Below are 16,391 nucleotides of genomic sequence, written 5' to 3'. Positions count from 1 at the left end.
CAAAGCCGATCTTATGCCAACTAAAACCTGCCCGGCTTTGTAATGGTCGGGCATTTCGAATTTATGTTTTATCGCCTTATAAATAGGGATTTATTAGGCGTAAAGCTTAAATAAAATAATATTGAAAATTCTTAATACGCATAAATATCATCCAGATCATGGATGAAATACCTGTCATTATAAATTTCTTTAATTTCTTTATTGAAAAGTATAAATGCAGTTATATTTGGTGGATAAACAATGGTATTGTTAGTAATAATCCCTTCCCGTACTTTCTCTCTCAATTCCATTAATAGCCTGCCAAGTGCATTAACTCCTTTTAAAATTCCGCCATTATGGGGAAGTGCACCCCAAATTGGGTCTTTAGTGGAATACTCAACTATTGGCAGATTATCTGTACTCAACAGAATTCCTGAAAATTTTTCGAAATTTTGTATCAATTTTACTTCCAGACACCAACGCATTATTTTAAACTTAACTCTATCCCAGTCCTGTCTGGTACGATCATTATATCGCCTGCTGATGGCTTTTGCATCCATTGGGTTCTGAGATCTCAGTATCTCCTCTTGTAATGCAGGAAACAATGGGAATTTACATGCTTGGTATAGTATTTCAGAACTTTGAATATTTACTTCATTAATAAAAAGAGAAAAGTGAGGAGCCATATTTGAAAGTGCGCCATATTTGCCATCAGTCTTTGCAAACGTGATTACTTCAGTGCTTATATATTCTCTTTCAGCTAAGTTCATAATACAAAGTAATAAAAATAATTTTAATTAACCTCTATTTGCAACAGGAAATAATGCAAACCATTCATGTCCTGGTACTTCCCACCAATATACTAACGGGCTATTGTTAGGAATATTTCGCCATGTGAAAAAATGGGTTCCCAATCCCAGTATTTTATAGGCCGGATTGATAAGTCCAAGTGGCCGGATATTTGGTTTAGGGTCGCCTTGTATCATGTCAATTATGTTAATCCCTTTTTCGATTAATATTTTTTCAAAACGATCCCTGTTTTGGGCGTTTGAAAAAAAGGTTTCTTTTATAGGTGTGTTAATATCTCTAAACGCATAATCGGGATATTTTTCAGCGATAAGCGATGCGTAGTAACTGTTGATAACAGCATTATTGCCTGTTGCCGGTTTGGCTATATTCAATCTCTGATTTGCGTATTTTGCATGATTTTGAATTTCGTAATCCCAAAACCATTGTATTTTTTTTACAGTCTTGTCATTGAATTCTTTTAATATACGGTATTTTTGGAATGAATAACCCCAACTATGCAAGGCAAAAAGGCTCACAGAAATCCTTATCTCATTATCTTCTAGCTTCTGATTAAAGGATTTCCCTTGTTCATCAACCTGATTAAGCCACTGAACAACGTGGCGTCCTACTGTGCTTCCGGATGCCAATATGTCGTCAAAATAGATATAATTTGTTTTAGGATAGCTAATGTATGATTTGTAAGATTCACCATAATCTTCAACCAATATTTCATCAATAATTTCAAGTATGGCGGGTTGGCTTTTATGTGCAAGCTGCATATCTAAAAATTCTGTTTCAGTAAGGTAAGGTACAATTCCTTTATATTCAGAATCTGCAATGCACTTAGTAATTCTTTTTCGGAGTAAATTTTTAGCTATTACCCTGCTAATGTATACTTCAGGAAGTAAATGCAATAATTCTTCAAGTACAAACATATTATCATTTCCAAATTGGTCTGACCATTTAAGAATTTCTTTTTGGGTTATAAAAACACCATCATGATTTCTATAATCCTTTATAATCTCATAAATTGCATCAGCGAGCTCTTCCATCAGAGTTAAATTTTGACGAATTTACATTTTATTTTTTGCGGATAACGAAAATACTGCCCGGAAAATATCGTGACATTCGGGGAAGGTTTTACGAAATTCTCAAAAAACAGTTATCTTCGCAGCACTAAATCAAAGAACCGATAATTTTACTGTAACATTTTTGTGTTTCGGTGGACTTATCAGGCTAACTATTAACTTTATTCGAATTATAATGAAAAAACTTATTTTATTCCTTACCATGTCGCTGATGGTATTGCCTGTAAGGGCCGACGAAGGAATGTGGTTTTTGATGTTCATTGAGCGCCTTAACCACAGGGATATGCAAAAAATGGGCTTGCAGCTGACATCTGAAGAGATTTACAGCATCAACAACCACAGTCTTAAAGATGCTATCGTTCAGTTTAACGGCGGGTGTACTGCCGAGATCATCTCCAAAGATGGCCTCGTGCTTACCAACCACCACTGCGGCTACGATGCTATTGCAGAACTTTCAACTCCCGAAGCTAACTACCTTAAGAATGGCTTTTGGGCAGCAAACCGCGCCGGGGAGCTAAAGCCGAAAGAACTGTCAGTGCGTTTCTTTGTAAGGATGGATGACGTTACTAAAAGGATATTGGGTAAAGTAAACCCGGCTATGACCGAAGCCGAAAGGGAACAAACCATACAGAAAGAAATGGCCCTTATCGAAAAAGAGAACAATGAAGGCGGAAAATATGTGGTTTCTGTACGTCCGTTCTTTCAGGGAAATGAATATTATTATTTTGTTTACCAGGATTATAAAGATGTGCGTCTTGTAGGTACGCCTCCGGAGAGCATCGGTAAGTTTGGTGGCGATACAGACAACTGGGAATGGCCGCGCCACACGGGCGACTTCTCCATGTTCCGTGTCTATGCAAACCCTGACGGAAGCCCTGCTGAATATTCGGTTAACAATGTTCCGCTTAAGCCTAAACACTACCTTCCTGTAAGCCTTAAAGGTGTTCAGGAGAATGATTTTGCCATGATATTGGGCTACCCGGGCCGTACTAACCGCTGGATGCCTGCAGGTGGTATCGAGCAGAACGTGAAGTTTGCTTACCCTGCATGGGTAGAATCATCCAAACTGGGTATGGACAAAATGAAAGTGCACATGGACAAAAGCGAGGATGTAAACCTTCACTATGCATCGCAGTATGCAAGTGTGGCTAACTACTGGAAGAACCGCCAGGGTATGATCGACGCGCTTACCAAACATAAGACCGCTGCCGAAAAGAAAGCAGCAGAGGACAAATTCAACAAATGGGCCAACATGCCTGCGAATAAGGAAAAATACGGTACTGTAATCGCTACTATCAATAACTTCTATTCTAAGACCAACGAAAAGGCACGCCATGACAACTACCTTGTAGGGATGCTGAGGACGGCTACTTTTGCAGCGCTTCCATACAGCTTAGGCAAAGGCCTTGAGGCGTATGCCAATGCCAACGAAGCTGCCAGGGCTCAAATGCTTCCTGACCTTCAGGCAGGTATCGATGAAGCCTATGCAACACTTTATATGCCTATAGAAAAAGACGTGCTTGCTGCACAGCTTAACCTGTATGCTACAAAAGCAGTTGGATACCCAATCGCGCCTTACGTGGCTGAGCTTGGCGCTAAAAATGGCAACAACTTCACAACCTATGTGAATGACGCTTTCAACTCAAGCATCTTTGGTTCTAAAGAGAAGCTTACGGCATTCCTTCAGAACCCCAATACTGAAGTGCTTAAGAAAGATGAATTGTACAAACTGTCTTCAGACCTTTTGACAAAATACAGGGCGAAATCGGATGAGCAGTTAAAGCTTGATGCAGAGTACTCTAAATCGTTCCGCCTTCTTGTTGAAGGTATGAGGGAGGCTAACCCAACAGCAAAATACTATCCGGATGCCAACAGCACACTGCGCCTTACGTATGGTAAAGTACGCTCGCTGCCTAAAGACAAAAGGAACGATGCTAAAAAGAACTACTACACCACAATGCAGGGTGAAGTAGCTAAATACAAGCCGAATGATGAGGAATTCGACCTTCCGGCAAAATTGCTTGAAATGTACAAGAAGAAAGATTTTGGCCAGTATGCCGATAAAAAAGGCTACATGCCGGTAAACTTCCTTACAGATAACGACATCACAGGTGGTAACTCAGGTTCACCGGTTCTTAACGGAAAAGGCGAGCTTATCGGGCTGGCATTCGACGGTAACATTGAGGCTATGGCCGGTGACGTTATCTTCGACAAAGACCTGCAAAGGACGATCAATGTGGATATCCGTTACGTACTATGGATCATCGACAGGTTCTCAGGAGCAAAACATATTGTTGACGAAATGACGATCGTGAAGTAAGACGATTAGATAAAAGACGTTAGTCCCGATAGCTATCGGGAAGACAAGCCGCTCCTGAATAAGGAGCGGTTTTTTATATTTGTAGCATGAGATACTTATTATCTCACATAAAATGTTGTATGCAAAAGACCACCACTGTTGTAATATTGCTGCTTTGCCTTATATTTTGTGGATGCAGTAGTTCAAAACAAGACCAAATTAGCCGTGATGGTCAAAGATTAGCTGAGCAATATGCCGAGCTCGAAACCGCTTCGTCAGCATTTCTATCACGTGACTCACAAAAGCAATTTTTGGAAAAGCTGGATGCTTATATGGCTAAAAATTATCCGGAATTGTCGTCGGAAGGAACTGCAAAAATGAAAATACTTTTCCCTGTGCTTATTGATAAAAGCAAAACAAAAGTTGTCGTATTAGGACTTAACAGGATTGTGGATAAGATCGGCAGGCGTGTTGATTGCGTTCGGTTTGTCAGTTGTCGATACATTAATAGTCAATGGTATTTCGCCTTCAAACCCGGATACTCAAATTTGATTACCTACGAAGATGATAATGAGCCGCTGCTGACAGAAGAGGAGGCCGCGAGGAAAACCATTAGCATTATAATGGAATTGAAGTATTATAAGAATAATGCTAAAGCTTCCGAAAGATTGTTTCAGTCTATTTTTTATTATTTATAGTATTTATATATCAAGTTAATGGAGAGAATTTTTATGGAAATCACGAATTTTAGATGAAACAAATTAGGTGAACAATTTCTCAGAATATGAAAAAATGCCCAAAGATTTTAATAAGCTTGGGCAGGACACAAAAGTATTTAACGAGCTAAACAAGCTAAAATGGGTCGTGACCGAAAAGGTGCATGGAGCCAATTTCAGCTTTATATATCACGACAGGAAACTGGCCTTCGCCAAAAGGAAAGAATACCTGTCGTGGAATGATGATTTCTTTGGTTTCCAGGAAGTAGTGCATCACCTTGAAGATAAAGTGCTCGCGCTCTTTGAACAAGTATCGCTGGATATCCCGGCAGGTAAGTATATGCTGTATGGCGAACTTTTCGGGGGGAGCTATCCACATCCCGAAGTAGCACCACATCCAAATGTACAGGCGATACAAACGGGTGTATACTATGCACCGGATATTAACTTTTGCGCTTTTGATATCGCCATTGAAAAGGATGGCACAAAGGACTATCTGGATTATGAGGATGCGGTGGCTTATTTTAAAAGCTTCGGTATCTTTCATGCGCAGGTACTGTTTACAGGTAAGCTCAATGAAGTCCTTAATTTCGATACGCGGATAAACTCAAAAGTACCGTCGCAACTCGGCCTGCCTGAAATAGAAGGCAACCTGATTGAGGGTGTGGTCATAAAACCACTTCGCCACCTTAGGCATACGGAAAGTGGCGAACGCCCTATCCTGAAACTGAAAAATAAGGAATTCGATGAAGAAAAGAAATTCCATGAAGCGGAAAAGTGGTCATACATCCCGGGGGTTACTACTAATACCGAAGAAATAGGTTTCCTTCTGGAAGGGATGCGAGGCTATATAACTGACAATCGCCTTAATAGTGTAATTTCAAAGATCGGCAGCCTTGACTTTACTAACCCCGTGCGTATTGAAGCCATTTATGCTGAATATCTCAGGGATGTGCTCGATGATTTTACTATCGACAACAATGGTATTCTTGACGAAATAACAGCATTACAAAAGGGTTGGCTCACTGAAAGGTTAAAGTCGGAAATTGCAGAACTAGTGCAGAGGCGCAGATAATTATGAACGGTATTATTTTTATATTTGCCACCTATGAATTACCAACCAATATATAAAGCCCGTGCCTTTGCCTTAACAAAACACGGCGACCAGAAATATGGCAACTACCCTTATGAGGTACATTTGGGAAATGTGGTTACAGCGCTCATGCGTTTTGGAATCCTGCCCGAGAGCGAAGCTAATATTTGTCTGCTGACAGCAGCATGGCTACATGATGTTCTTGAAGACACTCCTGTCACGTATACCGAACTGGAGGCGGAATTTGGCGCTGTGGTTACGCAAATAGTTTTTTGTGTAACCGATGAAGAAGGTGCCAATCGCAAAGAACGTAAAGCCAAAACCTATATAAAGCTCGCCCGGAATCCCGATGCAGTCATTGTAAAGCTTGCCGACCGGATAGCCAATACCGAGTTTTGCCTTACCCATGGGAACGAAATCCTCTTTGCAATGTACAAAAAGGAGCAGCAGGGATTTGAAGAAGCACTGTCATCTGCTATCCGTTCCGGTACTTCCGAAAAAATGATGGAGTATTTGAACACGCTGTTCGTAAAATGATCCGGACATTTCATAGAAGCTACATAAAACAGGCATGCAAATAATAGCACAATATAGCCGCCAATTTAGTATTTTTGACCTGCCTGTTTAGGCTTTAAAAATTCAACCATGCGAACACACTTCATAGCCATAGGCGGCGCGGCCATGCACAACCTGGCACTGGCCCTTCACGATAAAGGATACAAAGTAACCGGCAGCGACGATGCCATATTTGAGCCATCGCGTACCCGCCTCGAAAAGAAAGGCCTTCTGCCCGATGAGCTTGGCTGGTTCCCCGAAAAGATAACTTCGGATATCGAAGCGATCATACTGGGTATGCACGCCAAAGCCGATAATCCCGAACTGCTCAAAGCACAGGAATTAGGCCTCACTATTTATTCGTACCCGGAATTTTTATATGAGCAGTCTAAAAATAAGACCCGCGTGGTAATAGGGGGCTCGCATGGCAAGACGACTATCACCAGTATGATACTGCACGTAATGAAATACCACAACCGCGAGGTAGATTATATGGTAGGCGCGCAGTTGGAAGGCTTTGACAACATGGTACACCTGACCGAAGACAACGATTTTATCGTGCTCGAAGGCGATGAGTACCTGTCGTCACCTATGGACCGCAGGCCGAAATTCCACCTGTACCAACCGAATATCGCCCTGATAAGTGGTATTGCATGGGACCATATCAACGTATTCCCGACGTATGAAAATTACGTAGAGCAGTTCGAGATATTTATCGAAAAGATAACCAACGGTGGCATTTTGGTGTACAACGAAAATGACCCCGAAGTAAAGCGGGTATCCGAAGCAGCGACCAACCCAATACGCAAGCTTCCGTACCACACGCCCGAATATACTGTGAATAACGGCACCACCTACCTTGAAACGCCTGAAGGCCCTATGCCTATCGAAGTGTTTGGGGCGCACAACCTCAATAACCTGGCAGGCGCCAAATGGATATGCCAGAATATGGGTATTGATGAGGATGATTTTTATGAAGCTATTGCAACTTTTAAAGGAGCTAGCAAACGCCTGGAAAAGATCGCTGAGAATGGCAGGAATGTAGCCTACAAGGATTTTGCACATTCGCCAAGCAAAGTAGCTGCGACGACAAAAGCCGTAAAGGAGCAGTACCCCGACCGTACGCTTATTGCCTGTCTGGAACTGCATACCTACAGCAGCCTTAACGCCGAATTTTTAAAGGAATACGAAGGTTCGCTGGATGCCGCCGATGTAGCGGTGGTGTTCTATAGCCCGGATGCGGTAAAGATCAAACAACTTGAAGAAGTAACTTATGAGCAGATAGCCAAAGCCTTCAACCGTGAAGACCTGATCATTTATACCAATCCTGCCGCTTTTAAGGAATACCTTTTCCACCTGAAGTATGACACGGAAGGCATCGCATTGCTGCTGATGAGTTCCGGTAATTACGGTGGGCTGAATTTTGATGAGGTGAAGACATTAATTTAGCGCTGCCGGTTGCCTCTCATAAATTATTCTTTACGTAACAATGCGACATTTTTTACCAGAAGCCTTTGGTTGAGCCAGTTCGTGAATGTCTCCGAATCAGTTTTAGTGAGGTTTTTCGGTGCATCATAAATTACTGCCGTAAAAGGTATTATACTGTCTTTGCCTGTAAGCATTTCATTTTTAGAAACCGATATTGAAATGATTTGCGGGAACAATGCCCTTGTTTCTTTTAGCAATTGTTTTGTGTCAAATTTATTTTGTTCGAGCGATTTTTCTAATTGCACAATTTTTGCATCACGCACATTAATTTCGTTTTCAGAGCTTTTAATTTCATTCATTATATCGCCCTTCAGTGCAGAAAAACGGTCGGTTGTATCCTGCCGTATAATTAGGTTTGTGCCTTTGAGGTATTTATAGCTGTTGATATGGGCTTTTAGTGAATCCATATCTTTTTTACTGAACCTTTTTTGCAGGAAGGCAAGTTCCAGTTTCTTATTGCCGGTAGTATAATCACTTTTCTTAAAAACCACAGTATATCCTTTTGAGGTAAACTCATCTTCAATAAACTTATCGGAGCTTTTTTTGAATTGCTGCTCCCGGTACAGCGACCACGCAAGGTAGCTGCTGGGCAGCAGCATGATAACGATCAGGGTAGTGATTATAAATTTCACCTGCTTTTGCTGCTTTTCGTTCACCTGCTTCTTAGGCGGGTATTTCAGGTATTTGATGATAAGGAACGTCGCTATCCCAATAAACACGCAGTTAATGCTGTACAGGTAGAATGCCCCGAAGAAAAATGCCCACTGCCCTGTGGCAAGGCCATAGCCTGCGGTACATAAAGGCGGCATTAATGCGGTGGCTATAGCTACTCCGGGAATATGGTTGCCTTTTTCTACACGGGTCATAGCGATCACGCCAACAATACCGCCAAAAAAAGCAATAAGTATGTCATAGATATTCGGAGAGGTTCGGGCAAGCAGTTCCGACTGCACATCCTTAAAAGGGCTTATAAAGAAGTAGATCGTCGATACGCTCAGGCTTACAATTGTTGCAATAAGCAGGTTGAGCAATGATCTTTTAAGCAATGTATAATCATAGATGCCGAGTGCAAATCCCGCACCCACGATAGGCCCCATCAGCGGCGAAATGAGCATTGCACCAATGATAACTGCGGTAGAATTGACATTGAGGCCCACCGAAGCTACCAGGATGGCGCAGGCCAGTATCCAAAGGTTGGCGCCTTTGAAAGTAATATTCCTGGAAATAGTATCAAGGGTCTTAACTTTGTCATCCTCGCCCTCGCTTAAATTGAAGATTGTCCTGAATTTTACCATTAAATATATTTAATTTCTTAATGTAAGATACTCAAAACACCGGAGGCTTCAAAATTTCTAAGATTTTATTATGAAAGAAAACGGACTAATGTTCCAATATTTGGCAAGCAGAAGCCTTAAATTAAGCTACTTCGTCTTCTGATACCTATAATGCCCCGTCACTTTATAATCAAAAAGGCAATCTTCCAGTTCCTGCCCCGAACCTATATTGTGTACCACCATATAGCCGCCATTATTTTTTAAAGACTTCTTGTTTACCACAATGCCAATATGCGTCAGGTTACCCGACAGCAGCCACGTAACAATATCGCCGGGTTTGTAATCGGCGGCTTTATTGGTTACCGGCAAAGACGTTCCTTTTCGGGTAAAGAACAACTGTAAATTCGGAACGCGGCGATGGTCTATGTTAGTATCGGTACTTTTCAATCCCCAGCTTTTTGGATATTTGGAGAAGTTCACTTTCATATCTTCATGCACTTCCTTTTGCAGGTCAATGCCAAGTTTACGATAGGCCCGTATCACCACATCGGTACATACGCCTTTGCCTTTGGGCACATCGCCGTTCGGGTAGGGGATATTGAAATAAGCGCCGTCATACTCTACATCATCTTTCGTTAGGGAAATGGCGGCATCGGAAAGTTTTTCATAAAAGGTCTTTTCAACTGTGGGAGCACATGCGAATCCAAATAGCAATAAAAGTAAAATGTGTTTCATGGTCAGGTGATTTTTAATCTAACGGTATAATATTTTGTAATAGTATGCCAATGGTTTATGAATTTACTTAAATTCGTAGAAACTCCCTTTAACCATGGAAGAAACACAAGGTACATTCTCGATAAAATACTGGGCCGAAGACGACCAGCCCCGGGAAAAGCTTATGCTAAAAGGCAAGGCCGCACTTAGCGATGCAGAACTTATAGCCATACTCATTGGCTCGGGGAGCCGTAACGAAAGCGCCGTACAGCTCAGTAAGCGCATACTCTCCAGTGTAGACAACAATCTCAACGCTTTAGGCAAGCAGTCCCTGCAGCAGCTCATGACCTTCAAGGGAATAGGGGAGGCCAAGGCTATCAGTATTGCCGCTGCTATGGAACTCGGCCGCAGAAGGCGTGAGGAAGATGTTGTAGATTTAAAGAAAATCACATCAAGCCGTGCCGTTTTCGAGATCATGCAACCCATTATTGGCGAATTGCCGCATGAGGAGTTCTGGATATTGTATCTTAATAACTCCAATAAGGTTATTTACAAATCACAATTGAGCAAAGGCGGGATTACGGGTACAGTTGTAGATGTGCGGATTGTATTCAAAATGGCTTTGGAGCATAACGCGGTCGGTATTATCCTTTGCCACAACCATCCTTCGGGCGTATTGCAGGCAAGCGAGCCGGATAAACAGATAACCCGTGAGCTCAAGGCAGCAGGGCGTACACTCAGCATAAATGTGCTTGACCATGTTATCGTGACGGAAAACGGGTATTTGAGTTTTGTAGATACCGGGATCTTTTAATCAAAACGATACCACGCCGATTGCTTTTACAAGTTAAACCGCAGATTTCTAAAGCACGACTTTTACTGAAACTAAACCACCTTCCCTTCAATAATAACACTATCAATCAGGTTACTCCCGAATGCATACGGCAATTGGTAGTAGGAGGCTAGCGGTTTGGTGATAATGAGGTTGGCGCGTTTTCCTTTCGTAATGCTCCCGTGGCTGTCGCTCAGTCCCATTGCATAAGCCCCGTTGATAGTAGCGGCATTGATAGCCTCTTTGGGTGTCATTTTCATTTTGATGCAGGCGGTGGCTACAACCAGATTCATGTTCCCGGATGGGGTAGTGCCGGGATTAAAGTCGGTAGCCAATGCCAATGGTAGCCCGGCGTCCAGCATTTTTCGTGCGGGTGTATAAGGAATGCTTATAAAAAACGAACAGGTGGGCAGGGCGACCGGCATGGTATCGCTTCCTTTCAGCGCCTCGATGTCTTCATCGGTAACGATCTCAAGGTGGTCAACACTCAGGGCATCGTGCTTCACACAGGCGGCAATGCCATTAATTGCGGTGAACTGGTTCACATGTATTTTGGCTTGCAGACCGTATTTTTTACCGGCTTCCATGATGCGCTCGGTTTCTTCCACAGAAAAATAACCGGTTTCTAAAAAGGCATCAATATAGTCGGCTAGTTTTTCTTCAGCTATCTTTGGCAGCATTTCATTGATGATAAGGTCAATATAGCCGCTATGATCCTCTTTATATGCTGTAGGGAAAGCATGCGCTCCCAGGAAAGTTGCTTTTATGGCAATGGGATATGCTTCTTTCAGGCGTTTTATAACACGGAGCATTTTCAATTCGCCGTCAACGGTAAGCCCGTAACCCGATTTTATCTCCACAGCCCCGGTACCCTGCTGCATCACTTCTTCAAGGCGGAGGCGGGACTGGTCGTATATTTCATTCTCATCGGTTTCATTCAGTTTTTTGGCAGAATTAAGTATCCCGCCACCACGGTTGGCAATTTCCTCATAGCTAAGGCCATTGATGCGGTCTACGAATTCCTGCACGCGATTGCCGGCATAAACGATATGGGTGTGACTGTCGCACCAGGCAGGCAGGACATTTTTTCCGGTGGCATCAATTACTTGCGCATCCGGTATGTTCGGACAGCTGTCCATTGTCCCAAAGTCTTCAATCAGGTTACCGTTTAGTAGCAACCACGCATTTTGCAGGAGCGGCAATTCTGCCATTTCGCGTCCTGAAACTTTGGCCATCCCGCTCTCGCGTATTTGCAGCAGTTCTTTGATATTCGTAATTAAAATCGCCATGAATTAAACTTTTGGTAAAAATAGAATGGATTTTGGTAACTGTACAAATTAAATGAATTATTTAACCACATAACTTGTCCCGCCTTGGCGGGAGATACATAGGTTTAGGGTTGAATTAATTCTTTACATTTAAGTCTCACACAGATGAAGCGAAGCTTCACTATGAGCAACTATATTTTTTAACTTATTATAGGGATGCCAAAATTCTATGTGCCTATGTGGTTAAATTTTTTAGTCTTTTACTAAAAACTCCTATATTTAGGGTAAAGAAATACAGTGTGAAAAGAATAAAATACCGGCAGGTGCGGAAAGTGCAGCCCAATTACTTTGAATATACCGGCGAATATAAAACCGACCCTATTGAAATGCAGCTTTTTGTTTTTGATGAGGAAGGATATGAGGAATACCGCAATGTATCACTGGAAAGGGTTGTAAAGGAATGCAGGGATGAACTGCAGGTGAATGATGTAAAATGGCTGAATGTCCATGGGCTGCATGACGTAAGCCTTATAAAACAGATAGGCGATCTTTTCCAGGTAGATCCGCTCATTGTTGGTGATATTTTGAATACCTCAAGGCGTACCCGTATCGAGGAGCTTGGCGATGTGCTGTTTTTCAGTATTAAATCGGTTTTACCGGAAGAGGAGGAGGACTGTGTAAAAACTGAACAGGTAAGTTTCCTGCTAAAGGATAACGTGATCGTATCATTCCAGGAAAAAAAGAGCGATTACTTTAACCATATCCGCGAGAGGATCCGCACGGGGACCGGCATTGTACGTAAAAAGAAAAATGACTACCTGCTGTACCTGATGCTTGATGCCATCATGGAAAACTTTTATATTACCATAGAAAATTCCGAAGACAGGATCGAGTCATTCAGCGTTAATGGTAAAGAAAAATACAAATCGCACTTTATTTCGGGTATAGAGAAAATGCGTGACGACCTTAATTACATTAAGCGCGCCATTACCCCACTAAGGGATGCGCTGTACAACCTGAAGAGCGTAAAGGAAGAAGATGAGTACGAGACGATACGAAAATCTACACACACCTATTTTGCCAGGCTGCACCAAAAATGCCTCGAGCTGCTCGACCAGATAGAGTATGACCTGATGTCGCTCGACAGTGCTTCCAACTTCCATTTTTCGATGCAGAGCCAGCGGATGAACCAGATCATGAAGACGCTGACTATCTTCTCGGTGATCTTTATGCCGCTAACTTTTATAGTTGGCGTTTACGGAATGAACTTCGACAACATGCCCGAACTGCGTACTGAAAACGGCTATTACTGGGTGTGGGGCGTGATGATCTTTACAACCATTCTCATGGTCATTTATTTCAGGCGGAAGAAGTGGTTTTAAATTGAGAAAGTACCACAGAGATTCACAGAGATTTTTCTAACATATACAGCAATAAAGAGTACTCAGGGTAATTCTGCAAAGCAGAATAATTGCTCTGTGATCTCTCAAGGCTAAAAAGAAGCCTCGGTGTATCTCTTTGCCTCCTCTGTGAATCTCTGTGGTATAACCCCGAAATTATTCTAAAAGTAACTGCATAAACAACAGATCCAGCCACTTTCCGAATTTATATCCGGATTCTCTTATAATTCCTGTCTCAACAAATCCGAATTTTTTATGGAAGGCGATACTGTCTGCATTATTGGCATCGATACCGCCTATCATGCAGTGGTAACCACTTTCTTTGGCCAGTCGTATCAATTCTGTCAGCAATAGTTTCCCAATGCCTTTGCCTGTATGTCCCGGCGCGGCATATACTGAGTGCTCAATGGTAAACCGGTATCCCTGCTTAAACCGGAAAGGGCCGTAGGAGCCATAACCAACGACGATGCCATTATCGTCTGCAACAACTACCGGCCAATTCCCTGATAGCTTGTCATCAAACCATTGCTGCAGGAACTCCTGGTCTTTTGGGTCATAGTCATATACCGCTGTGCTGTGCAGTATATTGTGGTTTACTATTTCCAGTATTCCGTTGAGGTCTTGTGGTGTTGCAGGGCGAATTTTAGTTTCCATTTTCAAATATACTTAAAATTTAAAATCTTACCGCAAGGGCGACGCATGAGGGGTAGGAGCGGCATCCCCCGCTTTTTTCTGCGGGGATACAGCGGATAACCCGGCCACAGATCGGGCCGAAGCTGGGTGGTGGCACGCCCAAAAAAAAAGACCGTCATAAGACGGCCTTTTATATAAAATTTTGAAACGATTATTTCAAAGATCCCACCATATCCTCAGGTTTCACCCATGCATCAAAATCTTCAGGGGTTACATAGCCGAGGCGAACGGCCTCATCTTTAAGGGTAGTGCCATTCTTGTGTGCGGTTTGTGCGATCTCGGCCGCTTTGTAGTAGCCGATCTTTGTGTTCAGCGCAGTAACCAGCATTAGCGAGTTGTCAACCAACTCTTTAATGCGGGTGTAGTTCGGTTCGATTCCCTGTGCGCAATGCTCGTCGAACGACACGCACGCATCACCCAAAAGCCTTGCAGATTGCAGGAAGTTTGCCGCCATCAATGGCTTGAATACGTTAAGCTCATAATGGCCCTGTGTGCCGCCAATGGTAATAGCAACGTCATTGCCCATAACCTGCGCGCACACCATGGTAAGCGCCTCGCACTGTGTAGGGTTTACCTTGCCCGGCATGATCGACGATCCCGGCTCATTCTCAGGGATATGTATTTCTCCAATTCCCGAACGCGGCCCTGAAGCCATCATACGGATATCATTGGCAATTTTATTAAGCGATACGGCAAGCTGTTTTAAAGCCCCGTGTGACTCCACAATAGCATCGTGTGAAGCCAGCGCCTCAAACTTGTTTTCAGCAGTAATAAAAGGCATGCCTGTGAATTTTGCAATGTACTCGGCAACCTTCACATCATAGCCGTCTGGTGTGTTAAGACCTGTACCTACAGCGGTTCCGCCAAGCGCCACTTCACTAAGGTGGGCAAGCGTATTTTTAACGGCTTTAAGTCCGTAATTCAACTGTGCAACATAACCTGAAAGTTCCTGCCCAAGGGTTAGGGGAGTAGCATCCATAAGGTGAGTACGGCCAATCTTTACAACGTTCATGTATTCCTGCGATTTTGCTTTTAGCGTGTCGCGGAGTTTTTCAACGCCCGGTATCGTTACTTCTACCACTGCTTTGTAAGCGGCAATGTGCATACCTGTAGGGTAGGTATCGTTAGAGGATTGCGACTTGTTTACATCGTCATTTGCTTTCAGTACCGGTTCGCCTTCACCAATTTTGCCACCAGCCAAAACCTGCGCCCTGTTGGCAACCACCTCGTTAACGTTCATATTGCTCTGTGTTCCCGAGCCTGTCTGCCAGATAACCAGTGGGAACTGGTCATCAAGCTTGCCTTCAAGTATTTCCTCGCAAACCTGTGCAATGGCATCACGCTTTTCAGCCGAAAGTACGCCCAGATCATGGTTGGCATAGGCAGCTGCTTTCTTAAGGTAGGCAAACCCGTTTATGATCTCTTTCGGCATGGAGCCGGAAGGGCCTATTTTAAAATTATTCCTTGAACGTTCGGTTTGTGCGCCCCAATATTTCTCGGCAGGCACCTTAACTTCACCCATGGTGTCTTTTTCAATCCTGTATTCCATTTTTTCAGAATGTTTATGTGTTGTATTTGTTTATAATTAGGGGTTTTCTAATTGCCTGACAAGTGTGTGGCAATCGTGAAAGCCTGCCAAAATTAAGCATTCCGCAAACGTATAAAAAATGATTTCGTAAAATATTTTAGTGTTTTTGCTTCCGGATGTTGCTAAAAAAAATAATTCCCCCTATCTTTGAGGCTCAATTCAATTAATAAGCAGAGATATGGAATTTACACAATATTTAGGGTTTTTGGCATTTTTGACCGTTTTCACAATCGGTTTCTGGCTGATGCTTTTCCTTGCCAGTTTTGTTGGATACTGGTTAACAGGCGCGACAGTAGAATTGATCAAAGAGAAAAGAGCAATAAAAAGGCTGAAAGAAGAAAAAGCCTAAATTTTTGTATCGATATATAGAATCCCGCAGATAGCGGGATTTTTTTGTTTAAATTCCAAAATACAAATCCCAAATGACAAACTCTGTCAGTCTTGAATACCAGGGAATATCCAACGATCTAAAAGTCCAATAATCTAATAATCTAATAATCTCTTTTGGGCGTGTCGGCTCCGTGCCTCCGCCGTCGGGCCATCCGCTGTATCCCCGCCGAAAAAAGCGGGGGATGCCGCTTCTGTCCCTCACGCAGGCCTCACCCCCGACCCCTC

General features: G+C 42.8%; 15 protein-coding genes. 8 read left to right on the top strand and 7 right to left on the bottom strand.

All coding sequences use genetic code 11. From position 1 onward, the window contains the following. Positions 1-131 precede the first annotated feature (131 nt). Both AAEO56_RS14680 and AAEO56_RS14675 read right to left on the bottom strand, forming a co-directional pair. Positions 132-749 (bottom strand): NADAR family protein, encoded by a 618-nt coding sequence (locus AAEO56_RS14680; RefSeq protein ID WP_341697815.1) that lies wholly within the window; start codon positions 747-749, stop codon positions 132-134. Between the two features lie 27 nt (positions 750-776). Next, positions 777-1,820, bottom strand: coding sequence for a phosphoribosyltransferase-like protein (locus tag AAEO56_RS14675; RefSeq protein WP_341697814.1), 1,044 nt, complete (start codon positions 1,818-1,820; stop codon positions 777-779). Positions 1,821-2,031: 211 nt separating this feature from the next. Here AAEO56_RS14675 and AAEO56_RS14670 point away from each other — a divergent pair, with 211 nt between their 5' ends. From AAEO56_RS14670 to AAEO56_RS14650, 5 genes are all read left to right on the top strand, one after another. Next, positions 2,032-4,176, top strand: a complete 2,145-nt coding sequence (locus AAEO56_RS14670; protein ID WP_341697813.1) for a S46 family peptidase — start codon at positions 2,032-2,034, stop codon at positions 4,174-4,176. Between the two features lie 119 nt (positions 4,177-4,295). Then, positions 4,296-4,853 carry a hypothetical protein gene (locus AAEO56_RS14665; RefSeq protein ID WP_341697812.1) on the top strand — a complete coding sequence of 186 codons (558 nt, stop codon included), beginning with the start codon at positions 4,296-4,298 and terminating at the stop codon, positions 4,851-4,853. Between the two features lie 94 nt (positions 4,854-4,947). Beyond that, positions 4,948-5,946, top strand: coding sequence for an RNA ligase family protein (locus AAEO56_RS14660; RefSeq protein WP_341697811.1), 999 nt, complete (start codon positions 4,948-4,950; stop codon positions 5,944-5,946). 33 nt (positions 5,947-5,979) lie between these two features. Next, on the top strand, positions 5,980-6,501 hold the full coding sequence (locus tag AAEO56_RS14655) for an HD domain-containing protein (RefSeq protein ID WP_341697810.1): 522 nt from the start codon (positions 5,980-5,982) through the stop codon (positions 6,499-6,501). Between the two features lie 108 nt (positions 6,502-6,609). Further along, positions 6,610-7,968 (top strand): UDP-N-acetylmuramate--L-alanine ligase, encoded by a 1,359-nt coding sequence (locus AAEO56_RS14650; RefSeq protein WP_341697809.1) that lies wholly within the window; start codon positions 6,610-6,612, stop codon positions 7,966-7,968. 23 nt (positions 7,969-7,991) lie between these two features. Here AAEO56_RS14650 and AAEO56_RS14645 read toward each other — a convergent pair whose 3' ends face one another. Both AAEO56_RS14645 and AAEO56_RS14640 read right to left on the bottom strand, forming a co-directional pair. Further along, positions 7,992-9,302 (bottom strand): DUF389 domain-containing protein, encoded by a 1,311-nt coding sequence (locus AAEO56_RS14645; RefSeq protein ID WP_341697808.1) that lies wholly within the window; start codon positions 9,300-9,302, stop codon positions 7,992-7,994. Positions 9,303-9,428: 126 nt separating this feature from the next. After that, positions 9,429-10,016 (bottom strand): DUF1287 domain-containing protein, encoded by a 588-nt coding sequence (locus tag AAEO56_RS14640; RefSeq protein WP_341697807.1) that lies wholly within the window; start codon positions 10,014-10,016, stop codon positions 9,429-9,431. 94 nt (positions 10,017-10,110) lie between these two features. On the opposite strand from AAEO56_RS14640, the gene radC reads away from it, so the two are divergent. Then, a complete protein-coding gene (gene radC, locus AAEO56_RS14635; RefSeq protein WP_341697806.1) occupies positions 10,111-10,809 on the top strand; it encodes a RadC family protein in 699 nt (232 codons plus the stop codon). A gap of 71 nt (positions 10,810-10,880) precedes the next feature. Here the strand turns inward: radC and hutI are convergent, their stop codons facing one another. Next, the gene (hutI, locus tag AAEO56_RS14630; RefSeq protein ID WP_341697805.1) at positions 10,881-12,116 is read right to left on the bottom strand and encodes an imidazolonepropionase; all 1,236 of its coding nucleotides are present in this window, start codon (positions 12,114-12,116) and stop codon (positions 10,881-10,883) included. Between the two features lie 278 nt (positions 12,117-12,394). Between hutI and corA the strand changes: the two genes are divergently transcribed. Further along, positions 12,395-13,477 (top strand): magnesium/cobalt transporter CorA, encoded by a 1,083-nt coding sequence (gene corA, locus AAEO56_RS14625; protein ID WP_341697804.1) that lies wholly within the window; start codon positions 12,395-12,397, stop codon positions 13,475-13,477. A gap of 174 nt (positions 13,478-13,651) precedes the next feature. Here the strand turns inward: corA and AAEO56_RS14620 are convergent, their stop codons facing one another. Next, positions 13,652-14,149 (bottom strand): GNAT family N-acetyltransferase, encoded by a 498-nt coding sequence (locus AAEO56_RS14620; RefSeq protein WP_341697803.1) that lies wholly within the window; start codon positions 14,147-14,149, stop codon positions 13,652-13,654. A gap of 190 nt (positions 14,150-14,339) precedes the next feature. After that, positions 14,340-15,737, bottom strand: a complete 1,398-nt coding sequence (gene fumC, locus AAEO56_RS14615) for a class II fumarate hydratase (RefSeq protein ID WP_341697802.1) — start codon at positions 15,735-15,737, stop codon at positions 14,340-14,342. A 217-nt stretch (positions 15,738-15,954) separates the two neighbouring features. On the opposite strand from fumC, the gene AAEO56_RS14610 reads away from it, so the two are divergent. Beyond that, positions 15,955-16,125, top strand: a complete 171-nt coding sequence (locus AAEO56_RS14610) for a hypothetical protein (protein WP_341697801.1) — start codon at positions 15,955-15,957, stop codon at positions 16,123-16,125. Positions 16,126-16,391: the final 266 nt, after the last annotated feature.

The sequence above is a fragment of the Flavobacterium arundinis genome, from assembly GCF_038289855.1.
In the GTDB taxonomy this organism is placed as follows: domain Bacteria; phylum Bacteroidota; class Bacteroidia; order Flavobacteriales; family Flavobacteriaceae; genus Flavobacterium; species Flavobacterium arundinis.
This window is presented reverse-complemented; position numbering and strand designations above follow the sequence as displayed.